General features: G+C 60.7%; 24 protein-coding genes and 1 pseudogene. 14 read left to right on the top strand and 11 right to left on the bottom strand.

Annotated features, from left to right (window positions below):
- Positions 1-3 precede the first annotated feature (3 nt).
- A complete protein-coding gene (locus ASD58_RS07305) occupies positions 4-534 on the bottom strand; it encodes a hypothetical protein (RefSeq protein WP_156401188.1) in 531 nt (176 codons plus the stop codon).
- Between the two features lie 131 nt (positions 535-665).
- Entirely contained in the window at positions 666-1,073 is a 408-nt protein-coding gene (locus ASD58_RS07300; RefSeq protein WP_057260435.1) for a DUF2061 domain-containing protein, read from the bottom strand.
- Between the two features lie 92 nt (positions 1,074-1,165).
- Here ASD58_RS07300 and ASD58_RS07295 point away from each other — a divergent pair, with 92 nt between their 5' ends.
- The 8 genes from ASD58_RS07295 to motD all read left to right on the top strand — a co-directional run bounded on the left by ASD58_RS07295 (position 1,166) and on the right by motD (position 10,241).
- Positions 1,166-2,197, top strand: a complete 1,032-nt coding sequence (locus ASD58_RS07295; protein ID WP_057260434.1) for a fumarylacetoacetate hydrolase family protein — start codon at positions 1,166-1,168, stop codon at positions 2,195-2,197.
- Between the two features lie 81 nt (positions 2,198-2,278).
- Positions 2,279-3,415, top strand: coding sequence for a flagellar biosynthesis protein FlhB (gene flhB / locus ASD58_RS07290; RefSeq protein ID WP_057260433.1), 1,137 nt, complete (start codon positions 2,279-2,281; stop codon positions 3,413-3,415).
- Between the two features lie 15 nt (positions 3,416-3,430).
- The gene (gene flhA, locus ASD58_RS07285) at positions 3,431-5,560 is read left to right on the top strand and encodes a flagellar biosynthesis protein FlhA (protein ID WP_057260432.1); all 2,130 of its coding nucleotides are present in this window, start codon (positions 3,431-3,433) and stop codon (positions 5,558-5,560) included.
- A 268-nt stretch (positions 5,561-5,828) separates the two neighbouring features.
- Positions 5,829-7,208, top strand: coding sequence for a flagellar biosynthesis protein FlhF (gene flhF, locus ASD58_RS07280; protein WP_057260431.1), 1,380 nt, complete (start codon positions 5,829-5,831; stop codon positions 7,206-7,208).
- Entirely contained in the window at positions 7,201-8,001 is an 801-nt protein-coding gene (locus tag ASD58_RS07275; RefSeq protein WP_057260430.1) for a hypothetical protein, read from the top strand. The genes flhF and ASD58_RS07275 overlap by 8 nt, the downstream gene beginning before the upstream one ends.
- A gap of 17 nt (positions 8,002-8,018) precedes the next feature.
- Positions 8,019-8,750: an RNA polymerase sigma factor FliA gene (locus ASD58_RS07270; protein ID WP_057260429.1), complete on the top strand. Its 732-nt coding sequence runs from the start codon at positions 8,019-8,021 to the stop codon at positions 8,748-8,750.
- Positions 8,732-9,478 (top strand): flagellar motor protein, encoded by a 747-nt coding sequence (locus ASD58_RS07265; protein WP_057260428.1) that lies wholly within the window; start codon positions 8,732-8,734, stop codon positions 9,476-9,478. The genes ASD58_RS07270 and ASD58_RS07265 overlap by 19 nt, the downstream gene beginning before the upstream one ends.
- Position 9,479: 1 nt before the next feature.
- Positions 9,480-10,241 carry a flagellar motor protein MotD gene (gene motD, locus ASD58_RS07260; RefSeq protein ID WP_057260427.1) on the top strand — a complete coding sequence of 254 codons (762 nt, stop codon included), beginning with the start codon at positions 9,480-9,482 and terminating at the stop codon, positions 10,239-10,241.
- 51 nt (positions 10,242-10,292) lie between these two features.
- On the opposite strand, the gene ASD58_RS07255 is transcribed toward motD, so the two are convergent.
- The 4 genes from ASD58_RS07255 to flgA form a co-directional block, all read right to left on the bottom strand.
- Complete coding sequence (locus tag ASD58_RS07255; RefSeq protein ID WP_200951581.1) at positions 10,293-11,858, bottom strand: hypothetical protein; 1,566 nt, start codon at positions 11,856-11,858, stop codon at positions 10,293-10,295.
- Positions 11,859-11,934: 76 nt separating this feature from the next.
- Positions 11,935-12,399 carry a flagella synthesis protein FlgN gene (locus ASD58_RS07250; RefSeq protein ID WP_229209923.1) on the bottom strand — a complete coding sequence of 155 codons (465 nt, stop codon included), beginning with the start codon at positions 12,397-12,399 and terminating at the stop codon, positions 11,935-11,937.
- A 6-nt stretch (positions 12,400-12,405) separates the two neighbouring features.
- On the bottom strand, positions 12,406-12,729 hold the full coding sequence (gene flgM, locus ASD58_RS07245; RefSeq protein WP_057260424.1) for a flagellar biosynthesis anti-sigma factor FlgM: 324 nt from the start codon (positions 12,727-12,729) through the stop codon (positions 12,406-12,408).
- A gap of 95 nt (positions 12,730-12,824) precedes the next feature.
- Positions 12,825-13,523 carry a flagellar basal body P-ring formation chaperone FlgA gene (gene flgA / locus ASD58_RS07240; RefSeq protein WP_057260610.1) on the bottom strand — a complete coding sequence of 233 codons (699 nt, stop codon included), beginning with the start codon at positions 13,521-13,523 and terminating at the stop codon, positions 12,825-12,827.
- Between the two features lie 128 nt (positions 13,524-13,651).
- Between flgA and flgB the strand changes: the two genes are divergently transcribed.
- From flgB to ASD58_RS07210, 6 genes are all read left to right on the top strand, one after another.
- A complete protein-coding gene (flgB, locus tag ASD58_RS07235; RefSeq protein ID WP_057260423.1) occupies positions 13,652-14,071 on the top strand; it encodes a flagellar basal body rod protein FlgB in 420 nt (139 codons plus the stop codon).
- A complete protein-coding gene (flgC, locus tag ASD58_RS07230) occupies positions 14,071-14,475 on the top strand; it encodes a flagellar basal body rod protein FlgC (RefSeq protein ID WP_057260422.1) in 405 nt (134 codons plus the stop codon). Before flgB ends, flgC begins: the two co-directional genes overlap by 1 nt.
- A 2-nt stretch (positions 14,476-14,477) precedes the next feature.
- Positions 14,478-15,170 (top strand): flagellar hook assembly protein FlgD, encoded by a 693-nt coding sequence (locus tag ASD58_RS07225; protein ID WP_057260421.1) that lies wholly within the window; start codon positions 14,478-14,480, stop codon positions 15,168-15,170.
- Between the two features lie 24 nt (positions 15,171-15,194).
- Complete coding sequence (locus ASD58_RS07220) at positions 15,195-16,736, top strand: flagellar hook protein FlgE (RefSeq protein ID WP_057260420.1); 1,542 nt, start codon at positions 15,195-15,197, stop codon at positions 16,734-16,736.
- Positions 16,737-16,756: 20 nt separating this feature from the next.
- Positions 16,757-17,500 (top strand): flagellar basal-body rod protein FlgF, encoded by a 744-nt coding sequence (gene flgF / locus ASD58_RS07215; protein WP_057260419.1) that lies wholly within the window; start codon positions 16,757-16,759, stop codon positions 17,498-17,500.
- A gap of 106 nt (positions 17,501-17,606) precedes the next feature.
- Positions 17,607-19,934, top strand: coding sequence for an EAL domain-containing protein (locus ASD58_RS07210; protein ID WP_057260418.1), 2,328 nt, complete (start codon positions 17,607-17,609; stop codon positions 19,932-19,934).
- A gap of 206 nt (positions 19,935-20,140) precedes the next feature.
- Here ASD58_RS07210 and ASD58_RS32740 read toward each other — a convergent pair.
- The 5 genes and pseudogenes from ASD58_RS32740 to ASD58_RS07200 all read right to left on the bottom strand — a co-directional run.
- A pseudogene (locus ASD58_RS32740) lies at positions 20,141-20,221 on the bottom strand (DUF3304 domain-containing protein); the annotation flags it as partial.
- A gap of 130 nt (positions 20,222-20,351) precedes the next feature.
- A complete protein-coding gene (locus tag ASD58_RS32735; protein WP_082565283.1) occupies positions 20,352-20,813 on the bottom strand; it encodes a DUF3304 domain-containing protein in 462 nt (153 codons plus the stop codon).
- Between the two features lie 115 nt (positions 20,814-20,928).
- Positions 20,929-23,127, bottom strand: a complete 2,199-nt coding sequence (locus tag ASD58_RS07205; protein ID WP_082565282.1) for a phospholipase effector Tle1 domain-containing protein — start codon at positions 23,125-23,127, stop codon at positions 20,929-20,931.
- Position 23,128: 1 nt separating this feature from the next.
- Positions 23,129-23,575, bottom strand: coding sequence for a DUF3304 domain-containing protein (locus ASD58_RS30435; protein ID WP_082565281.1), 447 nt, complete (start codon positions 23,573-23,575; stop codon positions 23,129-23,131).
- Positions 23,576-23,598: 23 nt separating this feature from the next.
- On the bottom strand, positions 23,599-24,528 hold the full coding sequence (locus tag ASD58_RS07200; RefSeq protein WP_057260417.1) for a DUF4123 domain-containing protein: 930 nt from the start codon (positions 24,526-24,528) through the stop codon (positions 23,599-23,601).
- Positions 24,529-24,532 lie beyond the last annotated feature (4 nt).

Genomic DNA, 24,532 nt, shown 5'->3' with positions numbered 1-24,532 from the left:
TGGTCAGTGCGCCTTGTTCATTTGCTCCAGCTTGGCGCGCGACTCTTCCCGGGTCATGACGCCGAGCGCTTTTCTCTCCTCGTCAGTAACAGCATTCTCATCGAACTGGTAGAGCTCCCACGGCAGCTTCGGGTCGCGTTTGGTGAATTGCGTTCCGTACCATTGCGGTTTTCCGAGATTCATCATATGGCGGTCCCAAGCGGCAGCGGTCAGCCACTTGCTCGACTTGTAGGCTGGCTTGAAGCTGCTGCTTTCCGGATCAATCGTCATGCTGAGACTGGCGAGCGAAAAGGCCAGCTTGAAATCCTGAGGGCTTTTCCCGTGTTGCATGATCAGCCCGGCGTTGTAGAAGTCTTCTGCCGAGGTGATGGTGCCAGCAGCCAGCATTTCCCTTACGCGGTCGCGGCGCTTGGCATCTTCCTTGTTCAGGATGGACCAGTCGGTAAGGGAAGCGTTTCGTGCTGCCTGGTCGGCGTTTGTCATTTCGCGCAATTCGAGATTGGTCCCGTGCGCGAGGCACAGGCAGGGCAGCAAGGGAAGCAAAGCAAGTAAGCGGCGCATATGGGTGGAGGCCTCTCTCGGCAGTTAACAAATGCGTCGAAGCATAACAGCATGCACAGTCCGGAATTTGCGCGGATTCTCACCGCCTTGATTGTTTGGAAGAATCAGGCAGCGGCAAGAGCCGACGGGGCAACACGCAGCACGTGGCGGTCGAACCAGCGGTCGTGGAAGGGCAGGGCGATCACGTTGATGACCGGCTCCAGCACAGCGGCCAGTCCGCCGAAGGCCAGGGAGCCGGTTGCCGCGTACAAGGTGGCAAAGGCGACCAGTGCGTGCATGACGGTTTGCGATACTTTTTCGGCCGCGACCAGCGTCAGCCGGCGCGCGCTGAAGCGTGTGCGCAGTGCGTGCCAGGCCTTTTCATGGAATGGCAGCAGCACGACGTTGATGACCGGTTCCAGCACGGCAGCCAGGCCGCCGAAAGCTACCGAGCCGGTCAGCACGTACATCAGGCCGAAGGCAATCCCCATGTGGGCGGTGACTTGGCTCATTTTCTTCGCTGCGATTGCCATGATCGAAATCCTTTCCAGTTGAGCCAAATGGTAATGATTCGCATCTAAGAGGTAAAATTGATTATCTCTACTGAATCGATAGCATTCCTAAAATGAAACTCGCCACCCTCAAAGACGGCACCCGCGACGGCCAGTTGATCGTCGTCTCCCGCGACCTGAAGACCGCCGTGGTCGCCGATGGCATTGCCCGCAGCCTGCAACGCGCGCTGGATGACTGGAACTTCATCTCGCCGCAGCTTGATGAGCTGTACCGCCAGCTCAACGAAGGCAAGGCCCGCCGCAGCTTCGACTTCGCGCCGGCAAACTGCATGGCCCCGCTGCCGCGTGCTTACCAGTGGGCTGACGGCTCGGCCTATGTCAACCACGTTGAACTAGTGCGCAAGGCCCGCAACGCGGAGATGCCGGCTTCGTTCTGGGAAGACCCGCTGATGTACCAGGGCGGCAGCGACGACTTCATCGGCCCTTGCGACGACATCGAGCTGAAACACGAAGAATGGGGCATCGACTTCGAATCGGAAATCGCCGTCATTACCGATGATGTGCCAATGGGCGCAACGCCGGACCTGGCCTTCCAGCAGATTCGCCTGCTGGTGCTGGTGAACGACGTCTCCTTGCGCAACCTGATTCCGGAAGAACTGGCAAAGGGCTTCGGCTTCTTCCAGTCCAAGCCGGCCAGCAGTTTCTCGCCGGTCGCTGTCACGCCGGATGAGCTGGGGGACGCGTGGAAGGATGCCAAGATCCACCTGCCGCTGCGCTCCACCTGGAACGGCAAGCTGGTGGGCCAGCCCAATGCCGGCGTGGACATGGTCTTCAACTTCGCCCAGTTGATCTCGCACCTGGTGAAAACCCGCAATGCGCGCGCCGGCACCATTGTCGGTTCCGGCACCGTGTCCAACAAGGATGCGAAGAAGGGTTACTCCTGCATCGCCGAAAAGCGCTGCCTGGAAATGATCGCCGATGGCAAACCGACAACTTCCTTCATGTCCTTTGGCGACACCATCAAGATCGAAATGCTGGACGCCGACGGCAAGTCCATCTTCGGCGCCATCGACCAGCAGGTCTGGCAATTGGGCCGTCCGAAGGCCGTGCCGGAGGTGGCGCCAGCCGCCGACGGGGCCGAGTAAGGGCGGTTTTCCCCGCTTTTTCCATCGATAGCTCTTGCCCGGCCGCAGCGATAATGGCACGGTCGATAACAGGAGCGGTCAATGGCTGAAGACAGCGAAGCCGAGAAAACAGAACCCGCGTCACAGAGGCGCCTCGAGCAGGCGCGTGAAGAAGGGGACGTACCGAGGTCGCGGGAAGTCGCGACCTTTACCGTTCTCATGGCAGCGGGTGCCGGCCTGTGGATGACCGGTTCCGGCCTGGTGCGCGAATTAAGCCGCAGCCTCACCTCGGGGCTGTCGCTGACGCGCGAGCAAGTCTTCAATCCTGATGTCCTGGTCACCCGCATCCTGGTCGATGTGGTGCATGTCATGCTGGCCTGCCTGCCGATTGCCATCGCTGTGATGGTGGTGGCACTGGCATCGCCGCTGCTGGTCGGCGGCTGGCTGTTCTCGGCCAAGGCCTTCACCCCGAATTTCATGAAGCTGAACCCCATCACGGGCATCGGCAATATGTTCTCCACCAACTCGCTGGTGGAACTGGTCAAGGCTATCGGCAAGTCCATCGTGGTGGGCGTGGTGGCTTATATGGTCATTTCGCGCCAGCAGCAGGAAGCGATCGGCCTGATGGTCGAACCGCTGCACAGCGGCAGCACGCACGTCATGAATATGCTGGGGTTCAGCTTCATTGTGATCGTCGGCGCGCTGGGATTCATCGCCCTGATCGATGCGCCGTACCAGATGTGGCATTACTCGAACAAGCTGAAGATGACGCGCCAGGAGCTGATCCAGGAATCCAAGGAGTCGGACGGCAACCCGCAGATCAAGGGCAAGATTCGCCAGCTCCAGCGCGAGATGGCGAAGAAACGCATGATGCAGGAAGTGCCGACCGCCGACGTCGTAGTGACCAACCCGACCCACTATGCGGTGGCGTTGAAATACGCCGAAGGCGGGCAGGGTGCACCGCGCGTGGTGGCCAAGGGTACCGACGAAGTGGCGGCCAAGATCCGCGAACTGGCCAAGGAGCACCGCGTCGCCATCCTGGAAGCGCCGCCGCTGGCACGTGCCCTGCACAAACACACTGAAATCGGCGACGAGATTCCGCCGCGCCTGTACGCCGCCGTGGCGGAAGTGCTGGCGTATGTGTACCAGATCAAGGCTTATCGTCCAGGCCTGCGTTACCCGGATCGTCCAACCAGGCTCGATGTGCCGGACGATATGGATCCACTGAACAAGAAATAAACGGAGTAACAGAGAATGAACGCACTGAACATGCCGCCATGGATGAAAGGCATTGCCGGTAACGGCCAGGCCCTGGCTGCACCGATCCTGATCATCATGCTGCTGGCAATGATGATCCTGCCCTTGCCGTCGTTCGTGCTTGACCTGTTCTTCAGCTTCAATATCGCCCTGTCGATCATCGTGCTGCTGACCAGCCTGTACACGATCAAGCCACTGGATTTCATGGCTTTCCCGACCGTGCTGCTGGTGTCTACCATGCTGCGCCTGTCCCTGAACGTGGCCTCGACCCGCGTCGTGCTGACCGAAGGCCACACCGGCCCGGATGCGGCAGGCAAGGTGATCGAGGCTTTCGGCCACTTCCTGATCGGCGGTAACTACACCGTCGGTATCGTGGTGTTCGTGATCCTGACCATCATCAACTTCGTGGTGGTGACCAAGGGTGCCGGCCGTATCGCTGAAGTGGGCGCGCGTTTCGCCCTGGATGCAATGCCTGGCAAGCAGATGGCGATCGACGCGGACCTGAATGCGGGCCTGATCGGCGAGCCTGAAGCCAAGCGCCGCCGTAATGAGGTGTCGCAAGAGGCCGAGTTCTACGGCGCCATGGACGGTGCCTCGAAATACGTGCGCGGCGACGCGGTGGCGGGCATCCTGGTTACTGTCATCAACGTGGTGGGCGGCCTGCTGGTGGGCATGATCCAGCACGACATGGGCTTTGCCGATGCGCTGAAAAACTATGTACTGCTGGCGATTGGTGACGGCCTGGTGGCGCAGATTCCTTCGCTGGTGATTTCGATCGCGGCCGGTATCGTAGTCTCGCGCGTGGCCTCCGAAACCGACATCGGCACCCAGGTGATCAGCCAGTTGTTCGCCAAGCCGCAAGTGCTGTTCATCACCGGCGGCATCATCGGCGGCCTGGGCCTGATTCCGGGCATGCCTAACCTGGTGTTCATCCTGCTGGCATCGACCCTGATTGGCTCCGGCTACCTGCTGCAGAAGAAGGCCAGGGAAAAAGCCGAAGGGGTTGCCACGCAAGAGGCAGGCGGCGCGGGTGGTGGCGGCGCGGCCGGCGCTGCCGCCGGCGCCCAGGCTGCGCCCGAGCAGGAAGAGGCGACCTGGCAGGACGTGCTGGCGGTCGATACGCTGGGCCTGGAAGTGGGCTATCGATTGATTCCGCTGGTCGACAAGACCCAGGGCGGCGAACTGCTGAAGCGCATCAAGGGCATCCGCAAGAAGTTTGCGCAGGAAGTGGGCTTCCTGGCGCCGCCGGTACATATCCGCGACAACCTGGAACTGAAGCCTTCCGCCTATCGCATCACGCTGAAGGGCGTGGAAGTCGGTACCGGCGAGGCGTTCAACGGCCAATACCTGGCGATCAATCCGGGCATGGCAAGCGGCACGCTGCCAGGCATGGTGACCACCGACCCGGCCTTCGGCCTGCCGGCCATCTGGATCGATGCTTCGCTGCGCGACCAGGCCACCGGCATGGGCTATACCGTGGTCGATGCGGGCACGGTGGTGGCAACCCACCTGAACCACCTGATTACGTCGCATGCCTCCGAGCTGCTTGGCCGCGCGGAAGTACAGTCGCTGCTGGATCACCTGGGCAAGGATTCGCCGAAGCTGGTGGAAGACCTGGTGCCCAAGATGCTGTCGCTGTCGGCCCTGCAGAAGGTGTTGCAGAACCTGTTGGCGGAGGGGGTGCATATCCGCGACATGCGCACCATTATCGAGACGCTGGCCGAATTCACGCCGCATACCCAGGATCCGAACGAGCTGACCGCGCAGGTGCGCGTGGCGCTGGGCCGTGCGATTGTGCAGCAGTTGTTCCCGGCTGGCGGCGAGCTGTCGGTCATGACCCTGGATAACCGCCTGGAACGCTTGCTGATGCAGGCGATGACCAGTGGCGGCGGTGATGCTGCCGGCATCGAGCCGGGGCTGGCGGACACCATTGCGCAGCAGGCCGCGGCGGCAACGCAGCAGCAGGAGGCCTTGGGTGTGACGCCGGTGCTGCTGGTGCCAGGGGTTCTGCGTCCGCTGCTGTCCAAATTCCTGCGCCGCGCATTGCCGCAGTTGAAGGTGCTGTCGCATTCCGAGATTCCGGAGACGAAGACGATCCGGGTTACTTCCCTGGTGGGCGCGCAGTAAACCGGTAAACCAGGCTCTGACCCGCAGGGTCAGACCCTGCCAGCTCGACGGCCAACGGTTTGGGTTGTGCGCCGTTGATCTTGGTAGACAGTCAAAGGCCCGGAACCAACCCCGTTTGCCGCGCGATCATTCGGGGTCTGACCCTGCGGGTCGGACCCAGGTTTACCGGTTTTGAATTAAGCGGCATTTCCCAGGCTATTCCACCGATTGTTACCCCGACGCATCGTCAATAATCTGACCATGTGCGAATAAGTCGGAGTAGCAGGAAATGAACGTCAAAAAATTTACCGCCCCAACATCTCGTGAAGCGCTGCGCAAGGTACGCGAAGCGCTTGGCCCGGATGCGGTGATCCTCTCCAACCGCGCTGTCGACGGCGCGGTGGAAATCCTGGCCCTGGCCGGCGACGATGCCGCCGCCCTGGCCCCGCACTCCCCGGATTCCCCCATGTCCGCGCCCGCGCCGCACCTGGACCTTGCGCCAGCCGCACCGGCCGCCGACCATGCCCCGGCCCTGGTCTCCCAGCCTGCCGCCCCCGTGGTACGCGCCACCGCACGCCCGGCGCCATCCGCCCCGCGCGCACCGGCCCGGCCGATCGCACCGGCCCCGGCCCCGGCCCCGGTCCCAGCCATGGACATGGACCGCATTTCCTCCCTGGTCGCCGAAGCCGTCGCCAGCGCCAAGGCCACGGCCGCCGCCGAAATGACCAGCATGATGAGCGAACTGCGCGCCATGCGCGGCATGATGGAAACCCAGCTCAACGAACTGGCCTTCGCCAACACCCAGCAACGCGAACCGCACAAGACCGTGGTGCTGCGCGAACTGCTGGCCGCCGGCTTCTCCGCCAGCCTGGCGCGCTACCTGACCGACAAGCTACCTGCCACGCGTGACGGCGCCGAGGCCCTGCAATGGATGCGCACCGTCCTGGCGCGCAACATCAACGCCATGGCCAACGAGGACGCACTGCTGGAAAAGGGCGGCGTGTTCGCCCTGGTCGGCCCGACCGGTGTCGGCAAGACCACTACCACCGCCAAGCTGGCCGCGCGCTGCGTGATGCGCCACGGCGCGGAAAAGCTGGCCCTGATCACCACCGACGCCTATCGTATCGGCGCCCACGAACAACTGCGCATCTACGGCAAGATCCTGGGCGTGATGGTGCATTCGGTGAAGGACGAAGCCGACCTGCGCATCGCCCTGAATGAACTGCGCAACAAGCACACCGTGCTGATTGATACCGTCGGTGTCAGCCAGCGTGACCAGATGGTGGCCGAACAGGTCGCCATGTTGCAGGGCGTCGGCACCGACGTGCAGCGCATCCTGTGCATGAACGCCACCTCGACCCAGGAAACCCTGTCCGAAGTGGTGCGCGCCTACCAGGGCAGCGGCCTGGCCGGCGCCATCATCACCAAGCTGGACGAAGCCGCCTCGATCGGCTCCGCGCTGGACGTGGTGATCCGCCACAAGCTGCGCCTGTTCTACGCGTCCAACGGCCAGCGCGTGCCGGAAGACCTGCACCTGGCCGATCCGGCGGCGCTGGTAGGGCGCGCCTTCGGCGGCCAGGCCGTTCCGAAATACGGCGATGCCGAGCTGCCGCTGCTGGTAGCCGGCGCCGCCCATGACCCAATGCTGCGTGAGGTACGCTTTGGCTAATTTCGACTTCGACCAGGCCGAAGGCCTGCGCCGGATGCTGGCCGGCCCCCGGCCACGCATCATCACCTTCCTGTCGGCCACGCCGCAGGACGACAAAGGCGCCATGCTGGTTAACCTGGGCGCCTCGCTGTCGCAGGCCGGCAACGACGTGCTGCTGGTCGATGCCTGCGCCAGCGCCCACGGGGTGGTGTCCCGCCTCGGCCTGGACCACGGCACCAGCCTGCTCGACGTGGCGCGCCAGCGCTGCGGCTTGAACCAGGTGCTGCATGCCGCGCCGCAGGGCTTCAACGTGGTGTCGATGACCCGCGGCGAAATGCGCCGCGGCCCCGACGAAGGACGCCGCCTGGCCAAGGCTTTCGGCGTGCTGGCCAGCCAGAGCGGCATTGTGCTGGTGGATGGCGAATTCGATGGCGAAGCCTTCCCGATCCCGCTGATGGCCAGTTCCGAGATCGTGGTGCAGGTGTCAAACAGTGCAACTTCGATCAAGAATGCCTATATGATGATCAAGCGGCTCAACCATGAATTGGGCCGCCGCCCGTTCGGCATCCTGGTCACCGGCGCTTCGGAGGCCGAAGCAAGGGTGGTTTACGATAATATGGCACATGCGGCAAGCCGTTACCTGGCAGTCAACCTCGTTTCCATGGGTTCTGTGCCGGCTGACGAATACCTGCAGCGTGCAGCCCGCTTGGGTCGTGCGGTGGTGGACGCCTTCCCATTGGCCGGGGCTTCAGTGGCCTTCCGCCAGCTGGCCGGGCGTTTTGCAATGGGGAGCTGCAACCATTTTAGAGCCTGAAAAGAATTAGAACCTTTATGTACACGGTCAAAGGGAAGGTGGACAAGGATTCCTTGCTGACGACGCACATGCCGTTGGTCAAGCGCCTGGCCCACCATATGAAGGCAAAATTGCCGCCCAGTGTGGAAGTGGATGACCTGGTACAGGCCGGCATGATCGGCTTGCTCGACGCTATTAACAGGTATGAAGAAACCCACGGCGCCCAGTTCGAGACTTACGCGGTGATGCGCATCCGCGGCGCCATGCTCGATGAATTGCGCTCTTCCGACTGGATGCCGCGTTCGATGCGGCAGGACATGCGCAAGATTGAAAATGCCATGGCCACCCTGCAGCAGCGCCTGGGCCGCCCGCCGACCGAGTCGGAAGTGGCGAAATCGCTCAAGCTGTCGCTGGCCGATTACCAGGAAATGCTGTCCGAGGGCGGCGGCCACCAACTGGTGTATTACGAAGATTTTCATGAGGAAGACGGCAACGACAGCTTCCTCGACCGCTACGCCCATGATGAAGATGCCGATCCGCTGCGCGCGCTGCTCGACACCGACTTCCGCCAGGCTGTGATCGATGCGATTGAAGCGCTACCCCCACGCGAGAAAATGCTGATGGGCCTTTACTACGAGGAAGAGCTGAACCTGAAGGAGATCGGCGCCGTGATGGGCGTGTCCGAGTCCCGGGTATCGCAGTTGCACACACAAGCCGTGGCGCGCCTGCGCGCCTCGTTGCGGGAGCAGGCATGGACTGGTCCAGCGTAGTCGGCGTCCTGCTGGCGCTGGCCGGCATCATCGTCGGCCAGGGGCTGGAAGGCGGCAAGATTACTTCCTTGCTGCAGCCAGCCGCCTTTGCCATCGTGGTAATTGGCACCTTTGGTGCTGTCATGCTGCAAACCCGCTTGCCGACCCTGCGCCGTGGCCTGACCATGCTGCGCTGGGTCTTCAAACCCCCGCCTGACAACCGCGCCCAGTTGGCGCGCGATATCAATAACTGGAGCATGCTGGCCCGCCGCGACGGGCTGCTGGCGCTGGAGCGCCCCATGCTGGGCGCCAAGGACAAGTTCGTCGCCAAGGGCCTGCGCATGATCGTGGACGGCATCAACCCGGACAAGATGCGCCAGATGCTGGACATGGAGATTACCGCGTTCGAAACGGCGGAACGCCAGGCGGTGCGCATCTGGGAATCGGCGGCCGGCTATTCGCCGACCATCGGCATCCTGGGCGCGGTGCTGGGCCTGATCCATGTGATGGAAAACCTGACCGATCCGAGCAAGCTGGGTTCCGGCATCGCGGTAGCCTTTGTGTCGACCATTTACGGCGTCGGCCTGGCCAACCTGTTCTTCTACCCGATTGCCAACAAGCTCAAAACCATCGTCACGCGCCAGGTCTACCTGCAGGAGCTGACGGCCTCGGTGATGTACGACATCGCTACCGGCGATTTCACGCGCGTAATCGATGAACGGATCGCGACCCTGATGCGGGAGCCGTGACATGCAATACCGCCGCGCACGCCGCAAGTTCGACGACGACCCCGAGAACCATGAGCGCTGGCTGATCTCCTATGCGGACTTCATTACGCTGCTGTTTGCCTTTTTTGTGGTGATGTACGCGGTGTCCTCGGTCAACGTGGGCAAGTACAAGGTGTTTTCCGATGCGCTGGGCGATGCGTTTGGCGGGGCGGGGGCTGCGCCACCGACCAATACCGAAGTCCAGAGCCTGCCGATTCCGAATCCCGCATCGCGCAAGCGCAATGAGGCGATCAAGAAGGAGAAGGAGCAGATGACGCGGCTGGCCAAGGATCTGGCCAGCACCCTGGCGCCGCTGGTGAAAGAAGGCAAGGTGCGGGTGACGCAGAATAGCCGCGGGGTGAGCGTGGAGATCAATGCTTCGGTGCTGTTCAATCCGGGCGATGCGCGGCTGACGGGCGAATCGCGTGAGGCGCTGACTGCGGTGGCGACGCTGCTCAAGGATGATCCGCACAATGTGCAGGTGGAAGGGCATACCGATAATGTACCGATCAGCAACGCGGCATTTCCGTCAAACTGGGAGTTGTCGGCGGTGCGGGCGGGGACCGTGGTCAGGCTGTTTATCGAGTCGGGGATTGCCGCTTCGCGCATGACGGCGGTGGGGCATGCGGATAACCAGCCGGTGGCCTCGAATGATGATCCCGAGACGCGGGCGCGGAACAGGCGGGTGGCGGTGACCATTCTGTCCGGGATTCCGGATCCTGCTACCGAAATTCCAAACCCTTAGAACCGGTAAACCGGGGTCCGACCCACAGGGTCAGACACCGGTTTACCGGTTTCAGGCGCGTAAGCGCTCCGGATGCGGCACCTGCTCCCGCAGCTTCTGCCTGCGCCGCCAATGCCACGCAGTCCCAATCGCCGCAACCAGCAGCACCAGCAGCGCCACCGGCCACGCCGACGCGTGCAAATTCTTCTTCGCCTTCTCGTCCATCAACTCCTCAGGAAACGGCCGCGGCTCCGTCGGCACTACCTGCCACTTGCTGCGATCCGCCGGCGCGCGCGCCATGAATTCATCGATCGAATAGGCTGGCGCCGAACCAAATGCACGGCTGGAAGGAATCTGCGGAATCCGCACCACCATCACAGCCTCCACATCCGACTGCAACTGCTGCTCGAACCCGCTTAACTGGCGCCCAGCCTGGCCGCCCAGCACATTTAGCAAATCCTGGCCCAGCGCATCGAACGCCACCGCCGGATGCAAGCGCGTCTGCTCCTCGGTGAAATAGCTGAAGGCCTTCTTGCCGCTGGCGATGCTCAAGTCCTTCGCCGCCATGTAGGCAAACGCGCCAACGGCTTTCAGGCGATTGGTCGGGCCCTGCAACGGCCACTGCCACCCCAGCTTGCGCAGCACGTCGACATTGATGCCGGTGCAATTGGCCGCCGCATGCTGGTAGCTGAAATGGTGGGCGTAGAAATCGCGGAACACCTGGTTCACATTGCTCTGGTAAGCCTGCGCCGTGCGCGGGTCTTTCAGCACCGCCACCAACATGTACGACGGCCGGTAATACTGCTGGCCGCTGTTCACATCCATCAGGTAGTTGTCCATCGGTAGTGCCGACGCGACGATGCCTTTTTCGCTGTACGAATCCAGACCGTAGAAGTTATTCACCAGCCAGTCCGACCATTCGCCTTGCGGGCCAAGGCGGCCGGTCGCGATGGCAAAGTGGCCGCCATAGGCCTCGTCGTCGTCGCCTTGGGCGCCGCTCAGCATCATGGCCAGCACCGGCTTGCCGGACAGGTCGGCCGATACCGCACCGGGACGCTGCCACAGCTTGCGCACCGCGTAATCGCTGCGCGCACCGCCCTCGGCGTGGCGCACGAAGCCTTCTAGATTGTCGCCGCCGGACAGCGGCAGCACCGGCAGCTTGCCGGCATCGATCACATAGTCGCGCGGCCAGATCGTGCGCGCCACGAACTGCTGGCCGGCTTCATCCCACTGGCCGCGCACGCGCACTTCGCGCTGGCGGAAGAACGCTTCGGTGCTGTCGTTGAAATAGGAGCGGTTGGTGGCGAGCTTCGGCACCAGGCGGAAATTGAGCGTGCCGCCATCGGCCGTGTGCAGGGATTTGCCGTCAAAGCGCGCCTGCGGCACCAGTTGCGGCGAGCCGAGCCAGACCAGGCCCGGCGCATCCTTGGCGCCGGTTGCCGGCAGGGCAATCAGCTCATCCTGGAAATACCACATGGCCTGCTTCTGGCCGCAGTCGTTGCAGCGGCCGTTGGTCAGGCGGAAGTTGTCGGCGGGCTGCAATCCGAATTGTTCACCGCCAAGGGCGGAATGAACGGAGGCAGCACCGGCTTGAGCGGTCGTTGCCGCCAGAATAATTCCTGAGAGAAATGTACGCATCCGGCCATTATGCAGAAAGTTGCATAAAAAGTCACACGTTTCGAAAGTTCCGGCGGGGCGCCGGTGGCGGAAAGGCTTAGCCGGCGATGAAGCCGCGGCGGGTGGTGCCGCTCGTGGTCATGCCGCTTGGGCCGTAGACCGTGGTTTGTTGCGGGCGCAGGGCTTGCAGCGCGCCCTGGGTATGGCCCAGGTGCTTGTTGATCAACACGCCGTTCAGGCGGTTCAATTCCTTGGCCGCGCGGGTCTGGTCCAGCAGTTGCTGCCACAGGATGTTGGCGGCATCGTCATGCTGGGCTTCCAGCCACGATTCCATGCCCAGCTCCATGGCCGGAAAACCGGCCTCGGCGAGGGCGTGGTGGCGCGCGGTGGCCAATGTGGCCATTTCATTGACCAGGGCCGACTTTTGCGGCGTCAGCGAGGTCAGGTGGTCGATGTCAGCCGCGACCAGGTCTTGCTGTTCCTGTTTCAGGACTTCCAGCAATTCCGTGATCTTGTTCAACTCAGCCTGCAGGCTGTGTTTAGGGGAGACAGCGGCCATCATGCTTCCTTAGCGTTGCTTACGTGCGTGCAGCAGGTCGCGGACTGTGTCCAGCAAACCGTCTGCCACCTTTTCCGAATTGACCTGGAACTGGCCGTCAGCGATTGCCATCTTGATGCGTTCGACTTTTTTCGTGTCGAACACGGCATTGCTGGCTGCAGCGCCACTGGCCGCCATTGCCTGTCCTTGCGCGGACAGGCGCACATTGTCGGTACCTGCCTGTGGTGCGGTCGAAGTTGCCGCGGCGGCCTTGTCCGCGCCGCGCGCGTTCGTGCCCGTCGCGGGCGAACTTGGCAAGCCCGGCGTGTTCTTCAATGTATCGTTGATCTTCACAGCGTTATCCTCGTCTGGTTGGAGTACTTTACCCCGGCATACGAGTCTATTACGGCATCCTGCGGCCAAACTTTAGCTGGCATCGTGAAACTTGTTCAAAAAGCTACTTCGACCAGTCCGCCCATGCGGGCAATCCCGCTGATTTGCTGGCCATTGCCGGTGCGGACTGCCACCACCTGGCCCTCGGCCGCCGAACCGGCTGCCTTGCCCTCGGCCGAAACCGAGAAGCCATTGCCCTTGGTGACCAGCTTGACCAGCTGGCCCTGCAGGATGACCGGCTTGGCCTTGACCATGTCCACCCGCACCGGAGTGCCGGCCGAAATCGACATGCTGCTGGACTTGCCGACCAGTTGCGCCTTGTCGGTCGCGATCCCAGGCGGCAGGGCGGTCAGTTCACCTTGCATTATCGCCAACTGCCCATCTTCGATGGCCTGGCCCTGCACCAGCGGCACGGCGGCGGCCACATAACTGCCCAACACCGATACCTGGGATTGAATATATACCGTCCACGGAGAAGGCGCCGCACAGCGCACGCCCACCGTGGTCTTGCCCCAGGCGCGCGCACCCGGCATCAGGAAGGCTTCCGGCGCCGGGCAGGGCGCCAGGTTCAGGCGCGGGTCGACCGCACCGACGCTGACCGTGACCTTGCCCGGCAGGCCCGCAGTCTGGACTTGCAGGAATTGCTCGGCCACCTGGCGCAGGGCCGCAGGCTCCATCCGGTCCGGGGCGGCGTGGGCCGCGCTGGCGGCTATACCGGCAACGAAGAGGGATGCAATGATGAGAGTCTGTTTCATGTTGCCCATCTTAGCCCTCGCGCGACAGCCGCAAGCCGCGAATAAGGGCAAAAACCCCGCCTTTCTCTTCCGATCAAGCAAGCACATTGCTCCGTATCATCGAACCTGTCATCAAGCGGAGAAGTGCCATGTTAGGCAAACTCGACAACTACCTGCTGTTCAACGAAACCGCCCTCAGCCTGCGTGAAAAGCGCCAGGCCGTGCTGGCGTCGAACATTGCCAATGCCGATACGCCCAATTACAAGGCGCGCGACATCGACTTTTCCGCCAACCTGCAGGAAGCCATGCAGCGCGCGGCTACCCCGCAGCCGCTGAATACCACGGCCAACAAGCATTTCCCGCGTCCGCCGCAGGATGGCAGCACCCTGCCCGACGGCACGCCGCTGCTGTACCGCCATCCGGCCCAGGGCGCTGTGGACGGCAACACGGTCGATATGGATGTCGAACGTAACAACTTTGCCGACAACGCATTGCGCTACGAAGCAGGCGTGACCTTTATTAATTCGCAGATCAAAGGCCTGCTGGCCGCGATCCAGGGAGGCAGCTAATGTCCTTGTTCAGCATCTTCAATGTTTCCGGTTCGGCCATGAGCGCCCAGGCCCAGCGCCTGAACGTGGTCGCCTCCAACCTGGCCAACGCCGACAGCGCCACCTCGGCCAGCGGCGAAGCCTACCGCGCCAAGCAGGTGGTGTTCGAAGCCACTCCGACTGCCAACGGCGCCGCTACCTCGGTCAAGGTGAGCAAGGTGGTGGAAGACCCGTCGCCGCTCAAGCAGGTCTACGACCCCAAGCATCCGCTGGCGGACGAGAAGGGCTATGTGACGATGCCGAACGTGAATGTGGTCGATGAGATGGTCAATATGCTGTCGGCCTCGCGCTCCTACCAGACCAATGTAGAAACCATGAACGCAGCCAAGACCATGCTGCTGAAAACCCTGACGATCGGACAGTAATCATGGCCATCACCAATACCCCAGTCACTGGCGGCAGCACCCCGTCGCAAGCCTTGCTCAACGCGGTCAACACGCGCGGCAATTCCGGCTCCGACAAAAGCGTCTCGGCCGACCAGGACAAATTCATGACGCTGCTGATTACGCAGCTGAAGAACCAGGACCCGCTCAACCCGCTGGATAACGCCCAAGTCACCAGCCAGCTCGCGCAATTGCAGACCGTCACCGGCATCAACAAGCTGAACGAGACGATCGAATCGCTGAAAAAAGATTACGCCAATTCGGCTTCGCTGCAGGCGACCAACCTGATCAACCATGGCGTGCTGGCCGCAGGCAAGAACCTGCAACTGGTGTCTGGCAAAGGCCTGTTCGGCGTCGAATTGAAGAACGCGGTCGACACGCTGCAGATCGACATCAAGAACGCCGCCGGCAAGGTCGTGCATACGCAGACCCTGCAGGCAGTCGATGCCGGCGTGCTGCCGCTGGGTTGGGACGGCAAGCTGGAAGACGGCACCACCGCGGCGGACGGCATGTACACCGTCAGCGTCAGCGGTACCCTGGGCGGCAAGGCCGCCGAAGGAGTGCAGGCGCTGACCTTCGGCACCGTGGCCAGCGTGTCCACCGGCGCCGGCGGCACCAAGCTCAATGTTCCAGCCATCGGTCAACTGACCATGGACGATATCAAACAAGTTTTGTAAGCCCAACCTGATAGGGGAAATACCATGTTTCAACAAGGTCTCAGCGGCCTGAACGCCGCAGGCAAGTCGCTCGACGTGATCGGCAACAACATCGCCAACGCGAGCACGGTGGGCTTCAAAAGTTCGCAGGCGCAGTTTGCCGACCTGTACGCTAACTCGCTGAACGGCGTGGCCGGCAACAACCCAGGTATCGGCGTGAGCATCTCGCGCATCGCACAGCAATTCACGCAGGGCAATATCGAAACCACCAACAACCCGCTGGACGTGTCCATCAATGGCGGCGGCTTCTTCCGCACCGTGGCGCCCAGCGGCGAAGTGCAGTACTCGCGCAATGGCCAGTTCCTGCTCGATAAGAATGGCATCATCACCAATGCCCAGGGCAATGCCATCACCGGCTACCTGGCCAACCAGCAAGGCGTGATCCTGGCCGGCGCGCCGGTGCCGATCAAGATCGATACGGCCGACCTGACCCCGGTCGAGACCACCGAAGCGAACTTCAAGATCAACCTGTCGTCCACCTCGCCGGTACCGACCAAGGTGCCGTTCGATGCCAGCGATCCGCTGACCTACACCAAGCAGACTGTCATGGATGTGTTCGACAGCCTGGGCAATGCCCACACCATGTCGGTGTTCTACGTGAACAAGGGCAGTGGCGTATGGGATGTGTACGCGGGCAGCGATGGCGTGCAGGTCGACTCCAAGGCGATTGCGCAAGCAGTGCTGACCGACCCAGCGTCGCTGGCGGCGCGCGCCGCCTACAACACGGCAGCGGCAGCCGGTAACGCGGCTGGCATGCTGGCGGCCCAGCAAGCGTATTCCGCTGCTGCCGGTGCGGCCATGACCGCTGCCGCGACAGCGGCAGGCGCTACCCCCGCGCAACTGGCGAAACTGGCGGCGGTATACACTCCGCCGACCGACGTTGGCGCTGTCCCGGGCAATACGCCAGACATCATCGACCAGAAGCTGGCAGCGGCCATCACGGTCCCGGCCGTCAAGGTGGGCACCCTGGCGTTCGACACCAACGGTCAGTTGAGCGCGGCCCGCATGGCGTTGCTGACACCGCCGCAGACCCTGCCATTCTCGATCGACCTGCCGATCTTCCCGGACAACGGCGCCGACCTGACGATGACGATTTCCACCAACTTCATCGGCACCACCCAATACGGCTCGCCAACCAATGAAAAGGAGTCGACCCAGAACGGTTATTCGTCCGGCAGCCTGCAACGCTTCTCGACCGATGCCACCGGCACCATCATCGGCCAGTACAGCAACGGCAAGTCGCGTCCACTGGCGCAATTCGTGCTGGCCAATTTCGCCAGCCCGGACGGCCTGATCCCGCTGGGGAACAACGTGTGGGCTGAGAGCTCGGCCTCCGGCCAGCCGCAGATCGGCACGCCAGGCGAAGGCAACCTGGGCCAGCTGCGTTCCTCCTCGGTCGAATCGTCCAACGTAGACCTGACCAAGGAACTGGTCGACATGATCACCGCGCAGCGCGTGTACCAGGCCAATGCGCAGACCATCAAGACCCAGGACTCGGTACTGCAAACCCTGGTCAACCTGCGTTAATCGAATAAAGCGAGCAAGCGATGGACCGCCTTGTCTACACCGCCGCCACGGGCGCGCGCCACATCCTGGAGCAACAGGCCACCACGTCGAACAACCTGGCCAATGCAACCACGACCGGCTTCCGCGCCCAGCTCGACTCCTTCCGCGCCGTCCCCGTGGTGGCCGAAGGCTTGCCGACCCGGACCTTCGTGGTCGACAACACGGTCGGCTCGGACTTCCGCGCCGGCGCCATGCAGACCACCGGGCGTGCGCTGGACGTGGCCTTGCGCGGCGATGGCTTCATTGCCGTGCAATCGACCGATGGCTCGGAAGCGTACACCCGCAACGGCAGCCTGAAGGTCAGCGAAAACGGCATGCTGCAAACGGCTGCCGGCCTGACCCTGGTGGGGGAGAATGGCCCGATCGCGATCCCGCCGGACGCCCAGGTGGCCATTGCCGCCGACGGCACCGTGTCCGCCATCGACACCACCCAGACCCAGCCTGGCCCATCGAACGTGCTGGGCCGCATCAAGCTGGTCAACCCGGACGTCAAAGGCCTGGTGCGCGGCGACGATGGCCTGTTCCGCCAGCAAAGCGGCTTGCCCGCCGATCCCGACCAGAGCGTGCGCCTGGCAGACGGCACGCTGGAGGGCAGCAACGTGAACCCGATCGACGCCATGGTTAATATGATCACTCTGGCACGTTCTTTCGAAACGCAAATGAGTTTGCTGAAAAACGCGGAAAACAATGCTGCCAAAGCTACACAAATCTTGGCGCTGAATTAATTTTGCATTAATTTTGTTGCTGCATGGCAACGTATGGCGTGCACACCATTGCACACCGTGCCGGGATTCTCCATCATGGGATTTTTCATCCCTGCAGTGCAAGTTTATGGCTCCTCCCGAGGAACGCTACGCCACCGTGGTCCTGCCGTTTGTGCTGGCCGTGGCTGCGCTCACCCTGGTGGCGGCCTTCAGCCTGTCCATCGCAGCGACGCTGCGCGCCTACGTCGGCGGCGAAAGCCATTGGTCCAAAGGCCAGAAAGCCGCGATCGCCTCCCTGCAGCGCTACCTCGTCACCTCTGACGAACAGGATTACGCCCAATTCCAATCCGAACTGGCGGTGCCGCTCTCCGACATGCGCGCCCGGCGCGAAATGGACAAGGAGCAGATGGACTGGGACGTGGTGCGCGAAGGCTTCCTTGGCGGCCGCAATGCCGAAGAAGACGTGCGCGGCATGGTCTGGCTATACCGCAATTTCAAAGACCTGTACCTGATGGCGCGCGCCATCACCTACTGGGAGCACAGCGACCAGCACCTGCTGCGCCTGCGCGAACTGGGGGAGCGCGTGCATGACATGACGCCGGCCGCCCGCCGTGTGCCTGACGTGCTGCTGGAGATCCAGGAAATCGACAGCCGGCTGACTCCGCTGGCCATTGGCTTTGCCGCCGCCATCAATGATGCCGCGCGCCAGGTATCGACCGCATTGCTGGCCGTGCTCTTGCTGGCCGCCGCCGTGCTGGCCTGGAGCGGCAACAGCTACCTGCGCCGCTCGTTCGCCCGCCGCGAGCGCCTGCTGCAGCAACTGCGCCAAAGCGAGGCGGAAGCCTTCGCCGAAAAGGAACTGGTGCAGGTGACGCTGGCTTCGATTGCCGATGCCGTCATCACTACCGATCGCGAACAGCGTGTCAGCTACAGCAACCGCAATGCCGAACAGATGCTGGGCCTGTCCGTCGCCGAGATGCGGGGCCGCCCGCTGGATGAAGTGTGCCGGCTGGAAGGCGAGGGCGGTGCGCTGCATGTGCTGGCCGCCGACGGCACCCTGCTGCCGGTCGACCGCTCCGAAGCGCCGATCCACGCGCCTGACGGGGAAGCCATCGGCCAGGTCATTGTGCTGCACGACGCCAGCGAGGCACGCCGCCACGCCGCGCAACTGAGCTACCAGGCCACGCACGACGACCTGACCGATATTATGAACCGGCGCGAGTTCGAACGCCGCCTGCGCGAACTGCTGGCGGCCCTGCGCCAGGGCAGCGGCGGCGAACATGCGGTGCTCTACCTCGACCTGGACCGCTTTAAGATCATTAACGACACCAGCGGCCACGCAGCCGGCGATGAATTGATCAAGCAAGTCAGCCAACTGCTGCAGGCTACGCTGCGCGAGCGCGACATCGTCGGCCGTCTGGGCGGCGACGAATTCGGCATCATGCTGACCCAGTGCAGCCACGAAGACGCGCTGCGCGTCGCGGAAAAAGTGCGCAAGGCCGTAGTCGACCTGCATTTCGCCTGGGGCGTACGCAGCTACCGCATTGGCGTCAGCATCGGCGTCGTGCTGCTCGACAGCCGGAGCAGCAGTCTGAAGGAAGTGATGAAATCCGCGGATGCAGCCTGCTACATGGCCAAAGAAAAGGGCCGCAACCGCATCCACCTGTACAGCGACGACGATGCCGAACTATCGGTGCGGCAAACGGAAATGGAAGCCGTGTCGCGCATCCGCGCCGCGCTGGAAAACGACCGCTTCTGCCTGCACCTGCAAACCATCGCGCCGCTGCGGCCCGGTTTGCGCCCGCATGCGGAAGTGCTGGTGCGCATGCTCGACGAAGACGGCGAGCTGGTGCCGCCAATGGCCTTTATCCCGGCTGCCGAGCGTTACGACCTGATGCCGCTGCTGGACCGCTGGGTGATCTTCCACGCCTTCGCCGCGCTGGCCGAACAGCCGCCCGGCACGAGCTGGGCCATCAACCTGTCCGGAGCCTCGGTGTGCGACGAAGGCTTGCTGGAGTTCGTGCTGGAGCAGCAGCGCGTGACCGGCATTGCGCTGGAAAACGTGTGCTTCGAAATCACCGAAACGGTCGCGGTGGCTAACCTGGCGCAGGCTGCGACCCTGATCCAGGACCTGCAAGCGCAAGGCGCCCGCTTCGCGCTGGACGATTTCGGCGCCGGAATGTCCTCCTTCGCCTACCTGAAGCACCTGCCAGTCGATTACGTGAAGATCGACGGCAGCTTCATCAAAGGCATCCTGCATAACCCAACCGAACGCGCCATGGTTGAATCGATCAACCAGATCGCGCATGTGATGGGCAAGCAGACCATCGCCGAATTCGTTGAAGACGACGCAGTGCTGGCCTGCCTGCGCGCGATGGGAGTCGACTTCGCCCAAGGCTATGGGGTGGGGCGCCCCGAACCTTTGCGGATGGCACAGACGGCAGACGTAGTCTGAATCATGAGGCGTCAATAACCGAGCAAAGAAGTTGGTTTTTGTGGCCGTTGAACGGGATGCGTGGGGCTTGGGACACCGTATGGAGTAACAACCACACGTACTTGATCATCTGCGAAGAAGTGTAGATAGACGCTGCCGGGTCCGTTGTACTGTTCGACATCGACCAGTCTTCTCTTGTAATTGTGCTTAGTTCCGTCAGGCATATCCTACTCGACTGTAATTTTTATACCTGGGTACCAAATGTTGGGGACCATCACACAGCATACCTCAGCCATACCGGCTCCCCATGCGGCATGTTTGTGCCACCAGCACCATTTACCCTAGAGTGAGTGAAGCAAGCCACCAGAAGCATAGCGATCGGGATCAACAAATCTCTACAAGCAATCATCCGAGAACTATCGAGTTGGTTAATCATGTTCATGGTGAAGGGGGGAGTTGTTTGTTGGGCTTTTTGGGCGGAGGGATAGGATGTTTGGAGCTCCAGCCGTCATAGTTTGAGACCACAACCCTGACCACATCATCCGGAAGCACGTGGATATAGACACTACCAGTTTCATCGTACTTCTCCACCTCGACGAGGGCCTGTTTGTAGACATGCACACTTCCTTCAGGCATATCCCAGCGCACAAGCAACTTCATTCCGGGAGACCATACCCTTGGGACTGAAACACAGCAAACGTTCGCTGCGCCAGCACCCCAAGCTTCCATGTGACCGCCTGCCCCACCATTGACTGATGCGGAGTGAATGAATTTTCCAGTGTGGTTTACGATCCCTACACTGGCACCATAACTGGAGATGTCTTTTGCAGGTTGGCTTGAACAACCCACAATGAGTACAACGGCTAGTCGCAAGCTCGCTTCGGAGCAAAACCTTATCATGGTGTAGTCGGCTTCACAGGGCGTTGAATCGGATGTGGCGGACTTGCGCCGTCATAGGGCGGAAAAATCACGCGCACATCATCGTTCGGATAGAAGAGCATATAGACGTTGCTGGTTACGCTAACGCAGTTACTTCGGCCTCTTCAACCCTCACATGAGGGAGAGCATCATCGGCTGCGAACAAGAGCAGGTCCTCCTGAATATCATCGCTCCACACCAAAGCGAACTTTTCTTCCTGTGCGGTGGCCTTGCCGACTTCTACGCCGGTCAGCGGCTCCCTGTGCAGTTCCGTATCATAAATACTCTTACGGATAATGCCGCTCTCAGGGTAATTGCCACGCATGATGATATATCCACCCCCTTCGCGGCGGGTCATGGTTTGCGTGGTGATTGCCGCGCTGCGCATATCCTTTGTGTCTTCATCAGTCATGATTGGATAAGGCGTTCCGTGTTCAGCCTCTTCTGCTAACGCTTTTTCCTCCGCAGATAGATTTTCACCGGCCTTCTTTTTGTTGACCGCGTCCTCAGTCTTCTTTGCCAAGTCGTACACCTTCAAATCAAAACCCTTCAGGCGACGTCTGTCTTGCTTGAGTACCTGCGAAATCTTCACCCGCCTGTCGTATTCCGTTACCTCGCCTGCCATGTAGAAGCCTGCGAACGAATCGTGGATGTAGTCATCGAAAAACCGCATGACATCAGGGGGCAATGGAGCCGGGTTATCGAAAATTTTGAGGGCCCACTCCTCCCATGCGTCTAAGTCTTGCCGATTGATTGCGCGAGACAGATGCCACGCATTGATGCGACCCTGATCTTGCCATGAGTATGGTTCGATCCCTGCGTAGTCACCTGGTCCTCGCTTTTCCGCGGTCTTCCTATATCTCAATGCCTCCAAATCGCCAGCAAGCATGCGATTGGCATCGCGCATATCTTGCTGGGCTTGTAGGTTAGCGGACTTGAAGCTTTCTGTTTGCTCTAATGTTTTTAAACGCGCCGCACGCCAACGGTAGTAAAGCTCCATGTGCTTCTTCAAAACGTTACCGCTATTCCCAAGCTCTGCGGTATATGCATTCCAGGCTGAGGCCAACTCCTCATTAATTGCATAGTCATCCTTGATCTCTTGAGCAAGCTCGCTGAACGGTGTTAGCGGTACGCCATGCTCTCGTGCCTCCTTGAACATGTGAACCAATGGAATCTGTGAAACAAGCGAGCTTTGCGAACCACGTCCTTTGCCAAAGTCGCCGGGACCGTAACCACCGCCGACGTCGGAGTGCATTCCCGGGAAATACACTTCCTTGAAATTTCCATTTTTCGAGTGCAGGCGCGTGACCGGGAAATTCATCCGAAGCTCTTGGCTCGCGATAAAGTGTCGACCCGCCTCCACACAACCTGGAAGCGGTTTCAAGAGGCGATTTGCCCATGACCAATGGCCGTCAAATAAGACGCTTGGCATGAACGTCGTTCGTCCAACTGATGATGAGCCGCCTATCGAGGCAACTGTGTCAAAAACTCCCAGGAAGCAAATTTTGGCGGGGATGCCTGCAAACCCATTATTCATAAGGAGCTCGTCAAACATATGGCAGAATGCGGCGGCCTCGGCTGCACCTCGTGAAAAGCCAAAAACCGACAATGTCAACGACGGGACCTTGGGTTTTGGTGTAGCCACCAGCTTGGCTGCAACCGTGTTGATATGAGTCGCGAACCAACTCTTGTGCGTGATGGGATTGCGCCCACCGTAATCGTCGCGTTCAGTTGTGCCTACCTTCTCGTTGTGTTCGATGGCTAACTTGCCGATCGTCTGGTCGTCGTAAAGCGGCGTATTACCATTTGCAACGGCATATAGTGTATTCAAGACTTGTAATAACGCCCAAACAATGCGAGGTTGCCCTCCTTTTCCGAATGCCTTTCCCTCTTGCGTTTCGGTCAGCTCACCAATTTCGGGGAAGGGCGTGCCTAGTCCTGGCATGTAAAAACGGAACATGCCTTCTCGTAATTTGTCCCGAGGAAACGCGAGAAATAGTCTGGCTACATTGCTGTGATCTGCTTCATTCGCTGCGACAGGTTTTTTACTCGCGGGCGTTGGCTTTTTATCCGAGCCAGGTACACCCACACGCATCCCTTCTTTATCGCGGTATAGGTTGTTATTGGTACCATCAAAAAACAGCGCAATGTGAACGGGAATCGAACAGGGGCCGTCCTTAGGGTCCGAACGCGCAAATTTCTCCGCCATGTCGGAGTGCCGCTGCGCGGTCGGCATTAAGAAGTCAGATACCGGATAAGGGGCTCGAGCAGGCGCCCCTGCAATTTCATTAGTCATTTTAATGTGATTGATTAGACAAAGACGCAGGCTTTACTGGAGCGGGAATGGGATGCTTATCACTGATGCTCCAATGTCGGGACACAACTACTCGGACCTGATCATTCGGGAAAAAGTGCATGTAGACGCTGCCCGGCTCGTCGTATTTTTCAACCGTGACCATTTTCTCCTTGAAAACATATTTGCCGTTCTCAGGCATATTCCAACGTACAAGGACTTCCATTCCTGGGTACCATTTCGTAGGAACCGAAACGCAACAAACGTCACCGATACCAGCTCCCCATGCATCCATATTTGCCCCGCCTGCACCATTTACTGTCGCTGAATGAATATATCGACCTGTGTGATTAACAATCCCTACGCTGGCGCCATATTTTGAGTCGTCATGCTTGGCAGGAGTGGAGCAGGCCACCAAGAGCGCGGCACAAAGCGTGATTACAAATTTCATGAGCGTTCCTTTTGTTTGTTGGTTCAAGACGTAGAGCGGTATTCCTCAGCAGACTCCCAAAAACTCGATGGCAGTCTGCGAATTTCGTCAAAGTACTCGGCTCCACTAAATACGCGACTTAGTGCCGCAGCCATAGCTGGATGCTTTGTGAATTCGTCCCTGAGGATTAGCGATAAGACGCCGAAGTGGTGCCTTGCTCTTGCAGCTTCAATTCGGTGGGCAGACGCCACCTTCAGATGTCGCGACACAGTCGCGTGCGCCTGAAAGGGACTGTGGGCACGCAAGACATCTGGTTGGCTGTCATAGATGTTGCTTAAGATGGAGTCTGGCTCAGACGAGTCCACTAGCGCTGCAAAGGTAGCGTCATCCATCGGCAACTTGTCGAATTCCGCAGCGAGCGGAAACGCTGCACCGGCACCGCGCCATTTCAATTCACTTCCCTGTCGACTCGGCGACCACCAGCAATAAAGTGGGCTTAGCAGGTGTTCTCGTTGCGCTGGAATCAATGAGTCCATTAAGCCGGATGAGATGCGGGTATCGCCCCAACGCACAGGCCATTCGACAGTGTCTTCCGTACGGCATATAAGGTACGGCAGGAGATGCTGCTGCAATGACTCGGCATCGATTGCGCTTGCAATGATGCTGAGCATCGGCTTTCCACTGCATTCTGAGAAGAGATTCTCCAGCCACTTCAAGAGCCCACCAGGCTGACCATTGAAGGTGGTCAGCTGTGGTGCAGCTGTCCCGAGTGATTGCAATGAAGTGTTCGCGTAAAGCGAATGGCGTAGCCAGCGGCTTCGCGGATAGGATTTGAAAAACTCTTCATCAAAAGCGCCGTCCACAAGCGCCATCACGTGAAACGGTGCGCCTTCGTGCTGCACTTGCAACGATTCGATCTGTTGCGCGATCTGCGCAGGCAATGTTGGTGAGGTTGGATTTACTGCAAAATACATGGTC

Origin of the sequence: Duganella sp. Root1480D1 (assembly GCF_001427305.1) — a bacterium.
Taxonomy (GTDB): domain Bacteria; phylum Pseudomonadota; class Gammaproteobacteria; order Burkholderiales; family Burkholderiaceae_D; genus Rugamonas.
This window is presented reverse-complemented; position numbering and strand designations above follow the sequence as displayed.